This is a genomic window from Haloarcula amylolytica (assembly GCF_049705545.1).
Classification (GTDB): Archaea; Halobacteriota; Halobacteria; order Halobacteriales; family Haloarculaceae; genus Haloarcula; species Haloarcula amylolytica_B.
Map to the genome: position 1 here is coordinate 1,060,399 of NZ_JBNAMU010000001.1, position 14,617 is coordinate 1,075,015.

14 protein-coding genes are annotated in these 14,617 nt (G+C 66.2%); 2 read left to right on the forward strand and 12 right to left on the reverse strand.

All coding sequences use genetic code 11. From position 1 onward, the window contains the following. Positions 1 to 70: 70 nt before the first annotated feature. The 7 genes from ACOZ4H_RS05640 to ACOZ4H_RS05670 all read right to left on the reverse strand — a co-directional run bounded on the left by ACOZ4H_RS05640 (position 71) and on the right by ACOZ4H_RS05670 (position 9,382). Positions 71 to 1,888, reverse strand: a complete 1,818-nt coding sequence (locus tag ACOZ4H_RS05640) for a flippase-like domain-containing protein (protein ID WP_424328374.1) — start codon at positions 1,886 to 1,888, stop codon at positions 71 to 73. Positions 1,889 to 1,956: 68 nt separating this feature from the next. Further along, positions 1,957 to 3,675, reverse strand: coding sequence for a radical SAM protein (locus tag ACOZ4H_RS05645; protein ID WP_424328375.1), 1,719 nt, complete (start codon positions 3,673 to 3,675; stop codon positions 1,957 to 1,959). Positions 3,676 to 3,819: 144 nt separating this feature from the next. Next, a complete protein-coding gene (locus ACOZ4H_RS05650; protein WP_424328376.1) occupies positions 3,820 to 4,227 on the reverse strand; it encodes a potassium channel family protein in 408 nt (135 codons plus the stop codon). 190 nt (positions 4,228 to 4,417) lie between these two features. After that, a complete protein-coding gene (gene ppcA / locus ACOZ4H_RS05655; protein WP_424328377.1) occupies positions 4,418 to 5,896 on the reverse strand; it encodes a phosphoenolpyruvate carboxylase in 1,479 nt (492 codons plus the stop codon). Between the two features lie 284 nt (positions 5,897 to 6,180). Further along, complete coding sequence (locus tag ACOZ4H_RS05660) at positions 6,181 to 6,522, reverse strand: DUF4112 domain-containing protein (RefSeq protein ID WP_424328378.1); 342 nt, start codon at positions 6,520 to 6,522, stop codon at positions 6,181 to 6,183. Between the two features lie 70 nt (positions 6,523 to 6,592). After that, a complete protein-coding gene (locus ACOZ4H_RS05665) occupies positions 6,593 to 8,515 on the reverse strand; it encodes an ABC transporter ATP-binding protein (RefSeq protein WP_424328379.1) in 1,923 nt (640 codons plus the stop codon). 69 nt (positions 8,516 to 8,584) lie between these two features. Further along, positions 8,585 to 9,382 (reverse strand): DUF429 domain-containing protein, encoded by a 798-nt coding sequence (locus ACOZ4H_RS05670; RefSeq protein ID WP_424328380.1) that lies wholly within the window; start codon positions 9,380 to 9,382, stop codon positions 8,585 to 8,587. Positions 9,383 to 9,487: 105 nt separating this feature from the next. Here ACOZ4H_RS05670 and ACOZ4H_RS05675 point away from each other — a divergent pair, with 105 nt between their 5' ends. Both ACOZ4H_RS05675 and ACOZ4H_RS05680 read left to right on the forward strand, forming a co-directional pair. Further along, the gene (locus ACOZ4H_RS05675; RefSeq protein WP_004517194.1) at positions 9,488 to 9,646 is read left to right on the forward strand and encodes a DUF7559 family protein; all 159 of its coding nucleotides are present in this window, start codon (positions 9,488 to 9,490) and stop codon (positions 9,644 to 9,646) included. Continuing rightward, complete coding sequence (locus tag ACOZ4H_RS05680) at positions 9,643 to 10,167, forward strand: Hsp20/alpha crystallin family protein (protein ID WP_424328381.1); 525 nt, start codon at positions 9,643 to 9,645, stop codon at positions 10,165 to 10,167. The genes ACOZ4H_RS05675 and ACOZ4H_RS05680 overlap by 4 nt, the downstream gene beginning before the upstream one ends. A gap of 30 nt (positions 10,168 to 10,197) precedes the next feature. Here the strand turns inward: ACOZ4H_RS05680 and ACOZ4H_RS05685 are convergent, their stop codons facing one another. From ACOZ4H_RS05685 to ACOZ4H_RS05705, 5 genes are all read right to left on the reverse strand, one after another. Further along, positions 10,198 to 11,301, reverse strand: coding sequence for an NAD(P)/FAD-dependent oxidoreductase (locus tag ACOZ4H_RS05685; RefSeq protein WP_424328382.1), 1,104 nt, complete (start codon positions 11,299 to 11,301; stop codon positions 10,198 to 10,200). Further along, on the reverse strand, positions 11,302 to 12,087 hold the full coding sequence (locus ACOZ4H_RS05690) for a DUF7388 family protein (RefSeq protein ID WP_424328383.1): 786 nt from the start codon (positions 12,085 to 12,087) through the stop codon (positions 11,302 to 11,304). It abuts the gene before it with no gap. Positions 12,088 to 12,153: 66 nt separating this feature from the next. Beyond that, entirely contained in the window at positions 12,154 to 12,774 is a 621-nt protein-coding gene (locus ACOZ4H_RS05695) for an NUDIX hydrolase (RefSeq protein WP_424328384.1), read from the reverse strand. An 89-nt stretch (positions 12,775 to 12,863) separates the two neighbouring features. After that, positions 12,864 to 13,334, reverse strand: a complete 471-nt coding sequence (locus tag ACOZ4H_RS05700) for a DUF7109 family protein (RefSeq protein WP_424328385.1) — start codon at positions 13,332 to 13,334, stop codon at positions 12,864 to 12,866. Positions 13,335 to 13,366: 32 nt separating this feature from the next. Beyond that, positions 13,367 to 14,503, reverse strand: coding sequence for an MFS transporter (locus ACOZ4H_RS05705; protein ID WP_424330342.1), 1,137 nt, complete (start codon positions 14,501 to 14,503; stop codon positions 13,367 to 13,369). Positions 14,504 to 14,617: the final 114 nt, after the last annotated feature.

Below are 14,617 nucleotides of genomic sequence, written 5' to 3' on the forward strand. Positions count from 1 at the left end.
TTGCCGGTAACTTTCCGATAGTGTCGGCCCCCGGGTCGGCCATACCGGTAAACCGCGACAACAGTCCGAATCAGTCGTTCGTCTCAGGCTCGATGGCCTCGGCGGACTGGGACTCCTCGACGGCGGTCGTCAGCGAGACGTTGAGCCAGGCCATCGACGCGACGCCGCCGATGATGGTCACGACGTTCTTGACCGCGTGATCGACGATGGCGACGCCGATTGCAGCGGCGACGCCGACCGGCGTCAGCGACGCGACGATGACGGTGAACGCGCCCTCGTAGAGACCGACCCCGCCGGGCGTCAGGGGCAGAACTTTGGCGAGGTTCCCCACGCTGACCGCGAAGAAGCCGACGCCTACCAGCGACGGGGTCAGGCCGTAGCCGAAGGCTTCGAAGACGATTAGGGCCGTTATCACGTCGAACGTCCAGATGAGGAGGCTTCCCACGCCGACGCGGGCGAAGGCCGGCCCGTCGGCGGCGACGGTTTGCACGTCCCCGACGAATCGCTCGATGACGCCGGCGACGTAGTCGGCGTAGGAGTCGCTGCTCAGTCGGCCGATGACCGCCCGGACGAAGTTCCGGTCAGTGCGGGCGCTGGCGACAATCGCCACCACGGCACCGATAGCGGCGAGGCCGACACCGGCTGCCACGGCGACAGCCGTTCGTCCGCTGCTGGCCGCGTCACCACCGATGGTATCGCCCGTCAGTGCGGTCAGCAACTGCTCGGCCGATCCTGTCACGGCCAGCCCCATCATGACGACGCCGGCGAGCAGTGTGATCGTTAGCAGGTCGAACACCCGCTCGACGGCCAGCGAGGCGAACCCGGAGGGGTACGGAATCGAGCGGCGGGCCTTGATGACGTACGCACGGACGGCGTCGCCGGCCCGGGCCGGGAACACGAGGTTCCCGGTCTGGCTGATGAATATCGCCCCCGTCAGGAAGCCCCACCGCTCCCGATACCCCATCGAGACGAGGATGTCCCGGTAGCGAATACCGCGAAGCGGCCACGAGACGGCATAGACGACGGCGCTCAGCGCGACGATTTCCGGTGCTGCGCCCGCCATCTCCGCGAGGACGCGGTCAGGGTCGAGATACTGTGTCATCAACAGGAGTGCAACGACGACCAGCATCGTCCCCGCGCCGAGCGATACCTCGCGGGTAATCCGGGGGCTAACCGACAGCTCCCAGAAGGTCCGGAGTATCTGACTGCCCATGCCAAACACGTCCCGGACGATGTCGACCTTCGAATCGCCCTTCGGCGTCCAGTCGACGGCGAACTCCTTGACCCGGTAGCCGTTGCGCTGGGCCTTCACCAGCAGTTCCGTGTCCCAGAACCAGTGCTCGTCCTGGACGAGGGGCAACAGTGCCTCCAGTGCCTGCCGGTCGAAGGCTTTGAATCCGCACTGATGGTCCTTGAGGTCGGACCGGAGGACCGTTCGGACGAGCGTGTTGTAGCCGAAGCTCGGAATCCCGCGCTTCGCGGGTCTGTCGGCGCGGTTCTCGGGCATCCAGCGCGACCCTGTCGCCACGTCGTAGCCGTCGACGCGGACGGCGTTGACGAGTTCTTCCAGATGTGACATATCCGTCGCCAGGTCCGTATCGAAATACACCAGCGTCTCGCCGTCGGCCTGATCGAAGGCGTACTCTAACGCGCCGCCCCGGCCGAGACGGTCGTCGCTGTGGACGTGTCGGATCCGGCTGTCCTCGTCCGCGAGTCGCGTCGCGATTTCTGGCGTGCGGTCCGAGCAGCCGTCCTCCGCGACGATCACTTCATACGCGTCTTCGGGAAGAAACGAGGCGAGCGTCTCCAGCGTTATCGAGACCGTCTGCTCGATGGTGTCTGCCTCGTTGTAGGCAGGGAGAACGACGCTCACCTCGACCGCAGTCATACGCTCTTGGTCGTCCCCGGAGTGAAAAGTACTTTCCGTTCGATACGCTGACGGGACCGAGCCGACCGTTAGTCAGCGCCTTCCTGTGACTTGGCGGTCGCGAACCGTTCGATGGATGCAACGTCGATGTCCCCGACCGACTCGTAGGGTCTGTTTACCACCACGTCGCCGGCGGTGCTCCGGCCGATGCCGGGAATCGCGGTGAGCTCGTTCATCGATGCGCTGTTGAGGTCGAGCGGATAGGGGACGCCGGTGACCGACCGGTAGCCGTGGTCGGTGACCGCGATGTCGACGACGCTGCCGAGTTCGCGCTCGCCCGGGATACCCACGAGGAGCGGGTAGGTCCCCAGTTGGCGACCGAATGTCTTGCCGTCCTGGTGGTACTCCAGATGCACGTCGGGCAGTATCGTCCCCGGCGGCGCGACCCGCTGGAGCATCGGGTTGTCGATGGTCTCCCGGACCTCCTGTTTGTACTGTTTGAACAGTTGCTTGTGGTCCTTGGCGATCTCCGCACCGGTGTCGGCCATGTCGGTCCCCTCGAAGGCCATCACCTGCCGGATGTTCACCCGCCGGAGCATCAGTCCCTCGTCGTAGACCCGCTGGAGGAACCGCTTGTTGTGCTCGAAGGTCTCTCGGGTCTCGCCTTTCAGACCGTGGACGAGGTTGATTCCGGGCAGAAGTTTGGGGAGCCGACGGGCGGCGTCGTCGCCGAAGTTGGGGGCGGTATCCTTGTCTCCCCCCGGACGCCACCCACCCACCTCGTTGACGATTTTCACCGCCTCGAAACACTGGTCGGCGGTGACGTTGAGGTTGTTGTCGCTCATCACGTCGGGGTCGGCCGACTCCAGGCCAAAGGCGGCCGTGTCGCCTGGCGTGTTGTGCTCGGCGATGATGCGGATCCCCTCACGGGCCTTTTCGGGCCACTTCACGACCGTGATGGGGTTCATATTGTCGAGATGCAGCGTCTCCAGATTCGGCGCGACCTCGCGGATGCCGCCGTAGAGCCGCCGCAGGGCGTCGGGGTTCGGTGCTTCGCCGTCGCCGCCGTAGGCCAGGATGTCGGCCTGCCGGCCCAAGCGGAAGTGCTTCACGCCGCGGTCAGAGAGGGCGTCGACCTCGTCGACGACGCTCTCTGGGGGCCGGAAGTCCGGGTTGCCGTACATCGGCTCCGTGCAGAAGGAACACCGGTACGGACAGCCCCGGGAGGTCTCCATCTCGCAGATGAGGTAGTCGGGATGGTTCGGGTGCTGTTCGACGATGAAGGCACCGGAACGAGCCCAGCGCGTCTCCTCCTCGATGTCCCGGTAGCGGTCGTTGAACCCCTCCAGGCCGGACTCCACGAGGTCGAACACCGCCGCCTCGACGTCCGCCATCGCCAGGAAGTCGAAGTCCAGGTCGTCACGCGCTGTCTCGCTCGCGCCCTCGTTTGCCTCGCCGACGCCGAAGCGGACGGGGCCGCCCATAATGGACGTGCCGTTGGCCGTCCAGGCGAGTTCGCGCACCTCGTCGGGTTCGGCCGGCGTCCCGCCGACGTACTTGCCGGGGACGGTCATGCCGCCGACGTACACCATGAGGTCGGCGGCCTCGATGTCCCGCCAGACAGCGTTGTCCTCTCGGAGTTCGTCGATAGTGTGATACGTTATCTGCTCGCGGGGGACGCCGGCATCGACGAGCGCGCCGGCGGCGTACCGCGGGTACGTCGAGATGTACGGCGGCACCCCGAAGTGTGCGGGCTCGTCGACGTAGCCGTCGACGATGGTCACGTCGAGCGTCTCGGGGTCAGTCATACCCGTCGCTTGACGTTCGATGCCTAAAACCGTGTCTGGTTATCCATGGCCTGTCTGTGCAGAGACCGAAGAACGCGGCGTGGATGGAGCCGCTCAGTCTCAACACGTTCTGTGGCGCCCGCCCGCTGTATCGTTCTGATTCAATCAGGCAGACGTGATTCGGTCCAGAGCGACGTCGGCCCCGGCCGCCGCGGGGTACACGACGCTGTCGACGAAGTGTCGGTGTGCGAGGTCTTGCTCGCCGTCCTGTGCGATACGAAGAATCGTTTTGATATCTGCGTTTTTCTCCGACGTCATTTCACAGATGTCGAGGTTCACGTCGGTGTTATCGGTGAGCGCCGCGACAACGTCGACTGCGGACAGGTCGATCTGCCCGAAGATCTCGGGGTCCGAGCCGTCTCCCTCGATAACACGATTCACCGTTGCAGCCACCTGTTCGCAGTTTGTCGGGTCCTGTTCGATGACGGTAACCACGTTTCGCTCCGCCGTGAGTTGCTCCGCGACGTGCCTGCCAACGCGACCGGCGCCGACAATAACGATGTTTCGTGTCATCAGTATCCATACTAATTAATGATATGTTACGGTTTAAGTATTAGCATGGCGACAGGCGCGACAGCTATCCGGGCGGCCATGGAAGCGCGATAGGGTGCGCAGATCTGACGAGTAGAGTACACGAGCGCCCATCGACTGATTCACGAAATCGAACACGCCCCGGACTCTCGCGGTTCGGGACCGAGATGCATTAGCCCAGGAACTGCCGCTCGCGTGCGCCCCGTCTGATTGCCGTCCGGAGCGCCTCCTCGTCGCCCCGCTCGAACGCGTCGATTGCTGCGTCGGTCGCTGCACGGTGTTCCTCGTTGTGCGCCACGTCGACCATCGCCGTCGCGGTTTCGAGTGCGTCCGCCGACAGCGGAAGGACGTCCGTACACCGCGGATTGTAGTAGCGAGCGGCGTCGCGAAGGTTGTCGAAGAAGGCCGGAAAGGCGTCCTCGACGAATGCCCTGTCAGCATCGTCGAGCGCGTGCACGCCGAGCAACGTCGGGGGACAGCCGACGCTGTACAGGGACGCCGTGTAGCCGATTGCCCGGGGAAGCGCGTTCTCGCCGACCTCTCGTGAGTAGCCGAACAGACCGACGTGGAGTTTCCGTGCCCGCCGGTCCGGAACCGCAGTAGCCAACCGATTGACCGTTTTCGCTATGGCGTCGACCTGAGCGGTGTACGCGTCAGCAGTCCGGTCGATAATCGACAGCGCACGCTCCTCGTCGATGGCGGACGGCGGCGCCCCGAGGTCCGCTGTTTTCAGCGTCTCGAGCCCGTCACGGACGGTCTCGACCGGGTAGTCGTATTTGAACGCCGACTGGATGGTGAACGTCTCCACCTCGGCGTACGCGTCGGCGACTGCCGCTGCGCGGTCCGGCGTCAGATTCCCACGAAACGGCGCCGACCCGCTGCCGAGCATTGGATGGATGTCGATGTCTATCTTTTCGGCGGTCTGATACAACCGCTGAAGCGCGATTTTGTTGATGAGGTCGGCAGCCAACGACCCGTAGTTCAGCGCGGGGTCCGAGCGAGCGAGAAAGACCCGGACGCTGTCGAGGTCCTGCGCCGTCGCGTACTCGCGGACGATCTCGTCGGCCCGGAGCATGGCGTCGCGCTGTTCAATGAGGGGGATAACGTTGATACTGTCGGGCTGGAACTCACCGACCCAGTCGCTGACCGTCCGGTTGCCCCACACGAGTTCATCCGCCTTGCCTGTGACGTACGACGTGTAGTACTCGTGGACAGCGTTGATCTGGTCGGCGTCTGTTACCATCGGGATGATGACCTCGTAAATCGGCGGCGTGACCTCGATACCGTGGTCCGCTGCAAACAGACGAGCGGCGTCGAACGACCGCGGGATACTCTCGAGAATTTCGAGCAGCACCTTCGCCTCAGACGCCTCGACGTCCGGATTTGGTCCGCGAACGGTCAACCGGAAGTCCTCGCCCAGCCGCGTGTCGGCGAAGAAGTTGTCGTACCGCGACAGGAGCTTCTTGACGGCGTACTCGTCGCCTTCTTTCCCCTCGAAATCCCACATCTGCTCGTCACAGCCGAGATGTGACGCGACGTAGTACGCCTCCTGAATCTCGTCCTCGCCCTCGATGACGTCGCCGGCGGTGAAGAAGGGAAGCGTGGCGTTGTCCGGGTGCTGCGTGCTCAGAAGCCGTGGCACGTCTGCCATGCGCTCACAAAGGCTCCGACGAACAAAAATCCCAGTGAACTGACGGCTTGCGGGCAGTCGCGGCGACGCAAACACCGGTCACCGGCCCATCTGCCCCACCCGTCGCAGTCGTCCCTGGGACGTGCGATAGCGCGGGTGGCGACCGGTCCGTGCCCCGTCCGTCGATGTCCACACCGGCCCGGAGCCGAGTCGGGTGCCGTGTTAGAGGACACGCCAGCGCAGTCCCGCGGTGATCGAACGCCCGTGAAAATGACCGTCCAACTGAATACGGCCGCCGTGGACGACTATCTATCCGAAACCGCGGTGGCGATCAGTTCGGCGTTCTTGACGTTTGCTTTCCAGTAGGCGTCGAAGAGGTCGCCGACCATCGGAACGCTCCCGAGTGCGGCGTCCACCGCAATGTTCGCGAGCAGCCTGACCACGGTGCGTTTTGGGATGCCCAGTCGCACGGCTTCAGCGACGATGTACAGCGAACACACCGCAGTCGCGAGGTCGCCTGCGATCGGGAGCAGGCCGACTATCGGGTCGATGCCGACCCGGAACGAGGTCCCGGGCACGCGGATGCTCTCGTCTAATAGGTGGGCGACGGCTCGGATGCGGCCCAGCGCCGCCGGTTCCGTGTCCATAGCTGACACACGAATGGGGGCCTAATGGGCGTGTTGGGTGGGTGATAAGTCGTCACCGAACCACACACGCTCAGTCGTCGGCGCTGACCGCCCGGTCGTCGGCCTGGGCGTGCCAGAGGTCGGCGTAGTCGCCATCGGCCGCGAGCAGGTCGGTGTGGCTGCCGCGTTCGACGATTTCCCCGTCGTCCATCACGACGATGCGGTCCGCGTCCCGGATCGTGGAGAGGCGATGGGCGATGACGAAGGCAGTGCGGTCGGCGACCAGTTGCTCGATGCTCTCTTGGATGCGGTCCTCCGTCTCGGTGTCAACGTCGCTGGTCGCCTCGTCGAAGATGATGATTTCGGGGTCGTTCAGCAGGGCACGGGCGATGGCGACCCGCTGGCGCTGGCCGCCCGAGAGCTTGATGCCGCGCTCGCCGATCTGGGTGTCGTACCCCTCCGGCAGGTCCTGAATGAACTCGTGGGCCTGTGCGGCTTCCGCCGCTTCGCGGACGCGGTCGCGGGCTGTCTCCCAGCCAGTCTCTCGCGCCTCGCTGTCCGCCTGCTCGGCATCAAGCACCTCGCGGTCGCCGTAAGCGATGTTCTCGGCCACCGTCCCCGAGAACAGGTACGGCTGCTGCTCCACGATGGCGATTTCGCTTCTGAGACTCTGGAGGCCGTACTCGCGCACGTCGACGCCGTCGACTTGGACCGTGCCCTCGTCCACGTCGTGGAATCGCGGCACCAGTTTCAGCAGGGTGGACTTGCCGGCTCCGGTCGCCCCAGCGAGGCCGACTGTCGCCCCGTCGGGCACGTCCAGCGATACGTCCCGAACCACCGGCGGTTCGTCGCCGTAGCCGAAGGTCACGCCGTCGAATTCGACTGACCCGTCGATGCGCTCGGGTTCGTACGGGTCTTCGGGGTCGGTGACTTCCGGTTCCTGGCCCAGCAGGCCGAACACGCGCTCGGCGCTTGACTTGGCGAGCTGATACTTGTTGGCCGACTTCCCGACCCGGCGCATCGGCGAGTACAGCCGGCGGATGTAGAGGAAGAAGGCGGTGAAGGCCCCCGCCGACAGCGCCGCCTCGCCCTGCGGGTTCGTGATGAAATCCATCCCGGCGACGTACAGAATCAGGACGAATACGATACCGGTCAGCAGCCGAAGGCCGGCGAAGAAGGCCCGGCGGATGCGCAGGGCGGCGACCTTCTCGTCGTGGTACTCCTGACTCTGATCTGTCACCCGCTCACGCTCGAAGTCGTACCGGTCGAAGGCCTTGATGACCGGCGCGCCGCTGAGATTGTTCTCCAGCCGCGTGTTGAGGCGCGACACCGTCTGGCGGATAGAGCGATACCGTGGCTCGATCCACGTGAGGAAGAAGCCGCTGGCGACGCCGATGACCGGGACCGGCGCGAGCGCGATGAGCGCCAGTTTCGGCGAGTAGGTGTAGAGGATGACCGCGATCCCGCCGACGGTGGCCACCACCCGAATCATCTGGCGGAACTCCGTGTTGAGGAACGACTCCAGGCGGTTGATGTCGCTGTTGAGTATCGACATCATCCCGCCGGTCTGGTGGTTCGCAAAGAAGGACAGCGAAAGGTGCTGGAGGTGGTCGTAGGTATCGTTCCGGAGGTCCCGCTGTATCTTCTGGGCGCTCGACTGCAGGAGATATCTGGAGGCGAAACGCGCCGCCGACCGGAGCAGGTAGGCGATGGCTGCGATGACGACGAGCCGCTGGAGGAACGCGATACGGGCGGCCTCACCAACGATTTCGCCAGGCGGCAACAGGCCGGCGTCGGTCAGCAGCCCCGGTTCGCCGCTGCTGAGGACGACCCGGTCGATGGCTGCGGCGACGATTATCGGCGGCACGAGGCGGGCGAACCGGGTGCAGAACGCCGCCAGAATGCCGACAAGCAGCCGGAGCCAGTAGGGCGTGGCGTAGCCGACGAGGTTGACCATCGGGTGGCCGTCGACGTTCTCGCGGACGCCCTCGAAGCCGCCCTGGTCGTCAGGCATAGACGGTAGTTGGTCCGGAAACTGATATATGCCGGGCTTCGGCCCGGAGACAGTGACGCCACTGCGCCGTCAGACGTAGATACAGCCTTCGCTCTCGGGGCCGGTTGCGGGCGGTCTGGTTCCGTCGGCTAATCGGCCCGCCGAAACCACGGCAGCAAGCGAGTCCAGCGCGTCGTGGTTCCCGAGGTAGGTGTCGCGGTGCTCGTCGACGGTGACGCTGCAGGCTTCGACCGCCGCGACGTTTTCCGCCCGGCGCTGTCGGGGGTCGTCGACGTTCTTGTACCCCTCGCGGTAGCAGCCCAGCCAGCCGAACGTCGCGGCGGGGTAGACCTCGGCGACGAGCGTGTCGGCGTCCCAGCCCTGCATCGGCACGACGGCCGTGCCGTCGTCGTCCCGCAGTGTCCCGAGTACGTCACGGACGCCGTAGAAGGTCATGCTGCGCGTCCGATTCGTGTAGGGACACAGCGCCCCGCGGCGGAAGTCCGTCTCCCGGCGCAGGTCCCGGCTGCCGGTCGCCATCTCCGCGGTGTGCCGGCAGGCTTCGGAGAGCGACCCCGGGTCGGTCGGGCCGCTGCCGCTTGCCAGCCAGTCCACGAAGCCCGACCAGGTACCCCCACACTGTGCATCAAGGAGTTCCTGGGGGAGGCTAAACGGGAAATCCAGTCCGACCGTTCTGATATCGCCGTCCGTGATCCGGTCGACGAGGCCGGCGTGGACTGTCTCGCGGTCCCGGCCCCACTCCTCGGTCCCGCGGTAGCACCGCTGAATCTTCAGTCCGTCTCCTGTCGGTATCGCTTCGGTGACCCAGAGCGCGTCGCCAGCGGTCGCTGCGCCGCTGAAATCCACCCCGAGGACGCGTTCACTCATACACCCGAGTACGGCGGCGGCGGCATCAATGTTAGGACTGGCAGGCAGTGGGTGACCCCTTCCCCGTCCGTAAGGGGTTTGTCCCCGACGGACCAACGGAATAGTATGCCAGCCACTATGGAGGTCGTCTGCACGGACGACAGCTGCGAACTCGACATGTTCGAGATGCACTACACGTACGATATGCCGGACGATGTCGAACTCGCGGCGTTCTCCTGCCCGTACTGTGGCGGGACGGACTGCCTCGACGAAGTGGAACTATGATGCGGGACATCGGCTCCTCTATCAGCGACGCGATCTTCGAGAACATCGGTCGAGCCGCCGGCCGGGTCCAGGAGAACAAGCCACTGGCGTCCGACCTGCTGGAGTCGGATGACGCCTACCTCATCGTCTTCGACGCGCCGGGTACGACGGCGTCGGACATTCAGGTCCGGTACGTCGACGACCGCGTGGAGGTCCGCATCGACCGCTTCCGCGACTTCTATGAGGGCTTCGAGATGCGCTATCCCGGTCGCGGGCTCGCACTCGACGGGAGCGTCACCCTTCCGAGCGATGCCGCTGTCGACCCGGAGACGGCCCAGGCCACGCTCAAGAGCAACGGCACGCTCCACGTCCGCGTCCCGAAAGCCGAGACGGGCCACGAAGAGGACGAAACGACGAATGTGAGCGTTGAAACCGACGACAGCGAGACTGACGAAGAGAGCGAAGCGGACGCGGAGGGCGAAACGGCCGATGTCGAAGACGTGGCCGAATCAGCCGACGAGGGCGAAGACGACGACGCCTGACCGGCGTGTATACATCTTCTTACAGCGAATTCACACGTCCCAGCCACGCGTCGGGTCGTCCAGTGCGGCGAATTCTTCAGAGCCGTCGAACCGCGTCGGGTCGACGCGATCAGGCAGGTGTTCCGAGTGTGGGTTCGGGTGGCCGAGCACGTCCGCCGCGAGAAAGTCGCCCATCGCCGGCGCGCGCATGAGCCCGTGGCCCTGCCAGCCGGTCGCCACCCAGAGTCCGTCGGCGACCTGCCCGGCCAGCGGCGCGCCGTCCGGCGTCGCGGTACACAGGCCGGCCCAGGCCCGGGCACACGTCGGACTGAGCGCCACCGTTTGCTCGACGCGGTCGAGGCTCCGCGTGACGAACTCGGCGTCCGCCTCCGGGTTCCAGTTCGCCGGGTCGACCTCGTGTGCGCCATTGCCGACCAGTATCGCGTCGTCCTTCGGCCGCCAGTAGAACTCCCGCGTCGCGTCGTAGAACGATGGCAACGCGGCGTCGACCGGCTCGGTCACGAGCGCCTGCGCCCGGTAGGCCTTCAGCGCGAGCGAAACGTCGACGTCGGCGACGAGCGGCTTCGTCTGCGGGCCGGCTGCGACGACCACCGCGTCGAACGTCCGCGCTCCATCCGGCGTTTCGACGGTCGTCGGCGAGGCGAGCGACGCCGGCGCGTGCGTCTCGACGGTTGCGCCCGCGTCGCGGGCCCGCTCGGCGAGCGTGGCCACCACGGCATCCGGGTCGAGCACGCCGGCGTCGCGGGCGAGGCCGGCCACCTCGATGCCGCTATTGCCCAGCGCCGGGTAGCGGTCGCCGAGTTCCGCCGGCGTGAGCGCCTCGACCGCGACGCCGTTTCGCTGCATCCCCGCGATTTGCTCGCGGACGGCCGCGGCGTCGCTCTCGTCGCGCGCGACCCAGACGTAGGGCTGGGGCTCGAACAGGTCCAGGTCGCGGTAGCGAGTGATCGCGTTCGCGGCGACGGCCGCGTCCACGTCGTCGGCGAAGGCGTCGTAGCAGAGGCCGGCGGCGCGGCCGCTCGCGCCGCTCCCGAGGGCGTCGCGTTCGAATACTGTCACCGACGCGCCGCGGCGGGCCAGTGCTGTTGCGGTCGACAGACCGACGGCCCCGCCGCCGACGACGGCGACGTTCATTTACGAAAGGAAGGGGTCGAGCCCACGCGCCGGATAGCCGACGATAGTGTCGACGCCGATGTCGTGGAGCCGCTCGGTTCGCTCCGCGACCGTCTCGACGGAGCCGACGAGCGCGTAGTCGCGGATGGCCTGTTTGAGTACGTCCCTGGCCCGACCCGTCGCACGGCTGTCCGTCGGCGCGCCCTCGGGCAGTGCGTTCCGGACCGGGCCACGTCGGGCCGCGTAGTCGCCGACAGCGTCGAGCATCGCGTCCTCGCTGTTCGAGAGCACGAGCGGGGCGTAGACGGCGATCGAACCCTCGAAGCCGGCCGTTCGGAGCGTCTGCACGTCGCGAGCCGTCGTCCGTGAGAGGAGTTCGTACTGCGTGCCGCCGACCGCCAGCGCGAGGCGCTCGATGCCCTCGGTACCGACCCAGGGGTCGCTGGTGTCGTCGACGGCCGCCCGCAACCGCGGTGCGACGGCCCGCGCGGCCTCGTTCTCTGAGAGATACGCGCTGTGGCCGGCGACCAGTACGTGTCCCGCACCGGCCGGCAACGCGTCGAATCTGCTGTCGTCGCCCAGCGGGTCGAAGCCGTCGGCTCGAACTGGCGTGGTGACGCGCACGTCGGCGGTCGACGCCAGTCGCTCGATAATGTCCGTCGCCGGGACGTGGGTCGCCCCCTCGTAGTCGATTGCGAGCGTCCCGATGTCGAGGTCCGCCGCTCGCGACAAGTCCATTTCTGTCGGCTTGAGCGCCACCGCGTCGATGCCGGCGGCCGCCAGTGTCGCACCGGTAAGCGTGGTCATCCAGTACGCGACCAAGGTCTCGGGGTCGCAAAATCCTGTCGCTCTCGACCTGTAAGGGGCTCTGGCTTACTCAACCTCGTCGCGCACGCTCGGCGGCAGGTCGTCGTCCGGCCCCATATACCGGTCCGGCTCGGGCGGCATCCGCCAGTCCGTCGAGAGTTCGAGCAACTGGACGAGCATCCGCGCCGTCGCGCCCCAGACGGTGTAGCCGTCGACGTAGAAGAAGTGGAGCCGTATCTCGCCGTAGTGGGGGTGATCGCGGTGCTCGGACTCGTAGTTGTCCAGGTTCGTCAGTTCCGAAACGGGCAGGGTGACGATCTCCGCGACTTCCTCGTCCGAGGGCAGATAGTCGCGGTCCGGAATCCGCCCGACGAACGGGCGTACGGAGTAGCGCGTGATGGTTCTGATGTCGTCCAGCCGCCCGACAACGTTGGCCGCCATCGGATCGAGCCCGATCTCCTCGTTAGCCTCACGGAGCGCCGTCCGCAGCAGGTCCTCGTCCTCGGGTTCGCGGCCGCCGCCGGGAAACGACATCTGCCCGGGGTGGTCCGACAGGTGGTCAGCTCGTTTCGTGAACAGTATCGCCTCGCCCTCGGGCTGTGTGACGACCGGGGCGATGACGGCAGCCTCCTGTGGCTCGTCGTCCACGACGACTGGCTCGTGAGCCGCGACCCGGTCGAACTGCATAGCTCATGGTAGGTGACGGGCCGTCTTAATTCGGGTGGCTCACTCCCGCGAACTATCTGCTTTAATAGTGTAGAATACGGGAACCGGGCTCACATGTCGTCCAGACGGTCGCGGAGGCCGTCCATCTCCACGCTCTCCCAGGCTTCGATGTCGTAGCTCACGTCAAGCAGTGTCTCGACGCGGTCCTCGTCGCTGTTCTTCACTGCCATTACCGCGTCTTCTCGGAAGCGGGACTTGACGGCCTCGATGACGGCGTCGCGCGCAAGGTCGCGGGACGGTACGTCCATGATGTGCGGGAGATCGGCCGCGCCGTCGGGCAGAGCCGGGAACGCGACGGGGCCGACCACCAGCAGCGTCTCGTCGGTGTCTGCGGCGTGGCCGTCGACGGCGACGAGGTGGTACGAGTCGATAGCGTCGTCAATGGCTGCGACGACCGCGTCCGGGTCGGCGTCGATGCCCTGCTTGAAGGCGAGTTCGCCACAAGCGTCGACGAGTTCGGCTCTGGTGAGCGAACCGAAGAGGTCGACGACGCCGGCCAGCTCGTCCGGTGGCAGGTCCATACAGGGGACGCGGCACGGAGCGGCTTCAGCCTTTAGGCTCGGGCGGCGCTCGGGAGCCGGCCGTCGAGGTGCAGCGACACCATCGCGACGAGGACGACGAGCAACGCCAGCCCCATGCCGCGAAGCAGCGTCGGAAACGTGACGCCGGCGTCCAGTAGGCTCCCGACGAGCGCGCTCCCGGGGGCCTGCATTAGCATCATCCCCGCGCCGTAGGTGGCGTAGGCGCTCGCGCGGTGGCGATCTGGGAGCGAGCCCAGCAGGTACGCATCTACCGCCGGGAAGATGCTGTGGATGACGTAGCCGACGACGACGCTGAACGCGGCCAGCGACCAGAAGCCGGTCAGCGACGGGAGTACCAGCACACAGCCGGTAAAGGTCGCCAGGATCGTCAGGAGGTACGGAATCGACGGGAGGCGGTCGGCCAGTCGACCGCTGACGTAGAAGGCCGGCACGCCGGCTCCGAACGCGAGCAAGAGCAGCGTCCGACCAGATCCCGCGGACAGGCCGACGCTCGTGGCGTAGGTGACATAGAAGTTGAACAGCCCGTTCCAGACCAGTCCCGCGACGCCGATGGTGGCGACGCTGGTGACGATGATATGCCACTGGGCGCGCGCCGCGCCGAGCAGGTCGCTGTCTTCGCTCCCGGCGTCGGGTAGTGTTGAGCGTCTCGCGATGAGCGTGAAAGCGACAGTTACCAGTCCCGCAGCGACCGCTATCCCCTGCAGTGCGGTCCGCCACGTTCCGACGATGAGCACGAACGAGATGAGCGCGGGCGCGCCGACGGCGGCGAGCTGGGCGGCGACGCCGTGTTGCCCGAGCGCGCGGCCGGGCCGGTCGGGAAACAGCTCGCTGACCAGCGTATTCGCCGCGGTCAGGTAGACGCCGCTCGCCAGCCCCATGGCGAACGCGCCGACGAGCAACAGCGTCGGGTCGAACGCGAGCGCGGTGAACGTCGTCCCGACCGTCAGCACGACGCCGGAGCCGAAGATGACCTTGGCCCGCGATATCCGGGTCAACAGGACGCCGGTGGGTAGCCGCGGGAGGGCGCTCCCGGCCCAGACCATCGTTGCGAGCAGTCCGAGCGTCGCATCAGACGCACCCGTCGTCGCCCGGATCGGCTCGATAAGGGGTGCAAAGACGACTCTGGCGAGGTTGATGCAGAACACCATTCCCAGTAGCGATCCAAAGAGGCGGCGACGGGACACGACCGGCGATAGGTCGGAAAACCTGAACAACGTTCCGGAACGCCGCCACGGGGTTTTTACACGCGGGTAGCACACTGG

Bases quoted from the DNA above. Each gene is read 5' to 3' on its own strand.
- ACOZ4H_RS05640 (WP_424328374.1), bottom strand. From the start codon at position 1,888: ATGACTGCGGTCGAGGTGAGCGTCGTTCTCCCTGCCTACAACGAGGCA.
- ACOZ4H_RS05645 (WP_424328375.1), bottom strand. From the start codon at position 3,675: ATGACTGACCCCGAGACGCTCGACGTGACCATCGTCGACGGCTACGTC.
- ACOZ4H_RS05650 (WP_424328376.1), bottom strand. From the start codon at position 4,227: ATGACACGAAACATCGTTATTGTCGGCGCCGGTCGCGTTGGCAGGCAC.
- ppcA (WP_424328377.1), bottom strand. From the start codon at position 5,896: ATGGCAGACGTGCCACGGCTTCTGAGCACGCAGCACCCGGACAACGCC.
- ACOZ4H_RS05660 (WP_424328378.1), bottom strand. From the start codon at position 6,522: ATGGACACGGAACCGGCGGCGCTGGGCCGCATCCGAGCCGTCGCCCAC.
- ACOZ4H_RS05665 (WP_424328379.1), bottom strand. From the start codon at position 8,515: ATGCCTGACGACCAGGGCGGCTTCGAGGGCGTCCGCGAGAACGTCGAC.
- ACOZ4H_RS05670 (WP_424328380.1), bottom strand. From the start codon at position 9,382: ATGAGTGAACGCGTCCTCGGGGTGGATTTCAGCGGCGCAGCGACCGCT.
- ACOZ4H_RS05675 (WP_004517194.1), top strand. From the start codon at position 9,488: ATGCCAGCCACTATGGAGGTCGTCTGCACGGACGACAGCTGCGAACTC.
- ACOZ4H_RS05680 (WP_424328381.1), top strand. From the start codon at position 9,643: ATGATGCGGGACATCGGCTCCTCTATCAGCGACGCGATCTTCGAGAAC.
- ACOZ4H_RS05685 (WP_424328382.1), bottom strand. From the start codon at position 11,301: ATGAACGTCGCCGTCGTCGGCGGCGGGGCCGTCGGTCTGTCGACCGCA.
- ACOZ4H_RS05690 (WP_424328383.1), bottom strand. From the start codon at position 12,087: ATGACCACGCTTACCGGTGCGACACTGGCGGCCGCCGGCATCGACGCG.
- ACOZ4H_RS05695 (WP_424328384.1), bottom strand. From the start codon at position 12,774: ATGCAGTTCGACCGGGTCGCGGCTCACGAGCCAGTCGTCGTGGACGAC.
- ACOZ4H_RS05700 (WP_424328385.1), bottom strand. From the start codon at position 13,334: ATGGACCTGCCACCGGACGAGCTGGCCGGCGTCGTCGACCTCTTCGGT.
- ACOZ4H_RS05705 (WP_424330342.1), bottom strand. From the start codon at position 14,503: ATGGTGTTCTGCATCAACCTCGCCAGAGTCGTCTTTGCACCCCTTATC.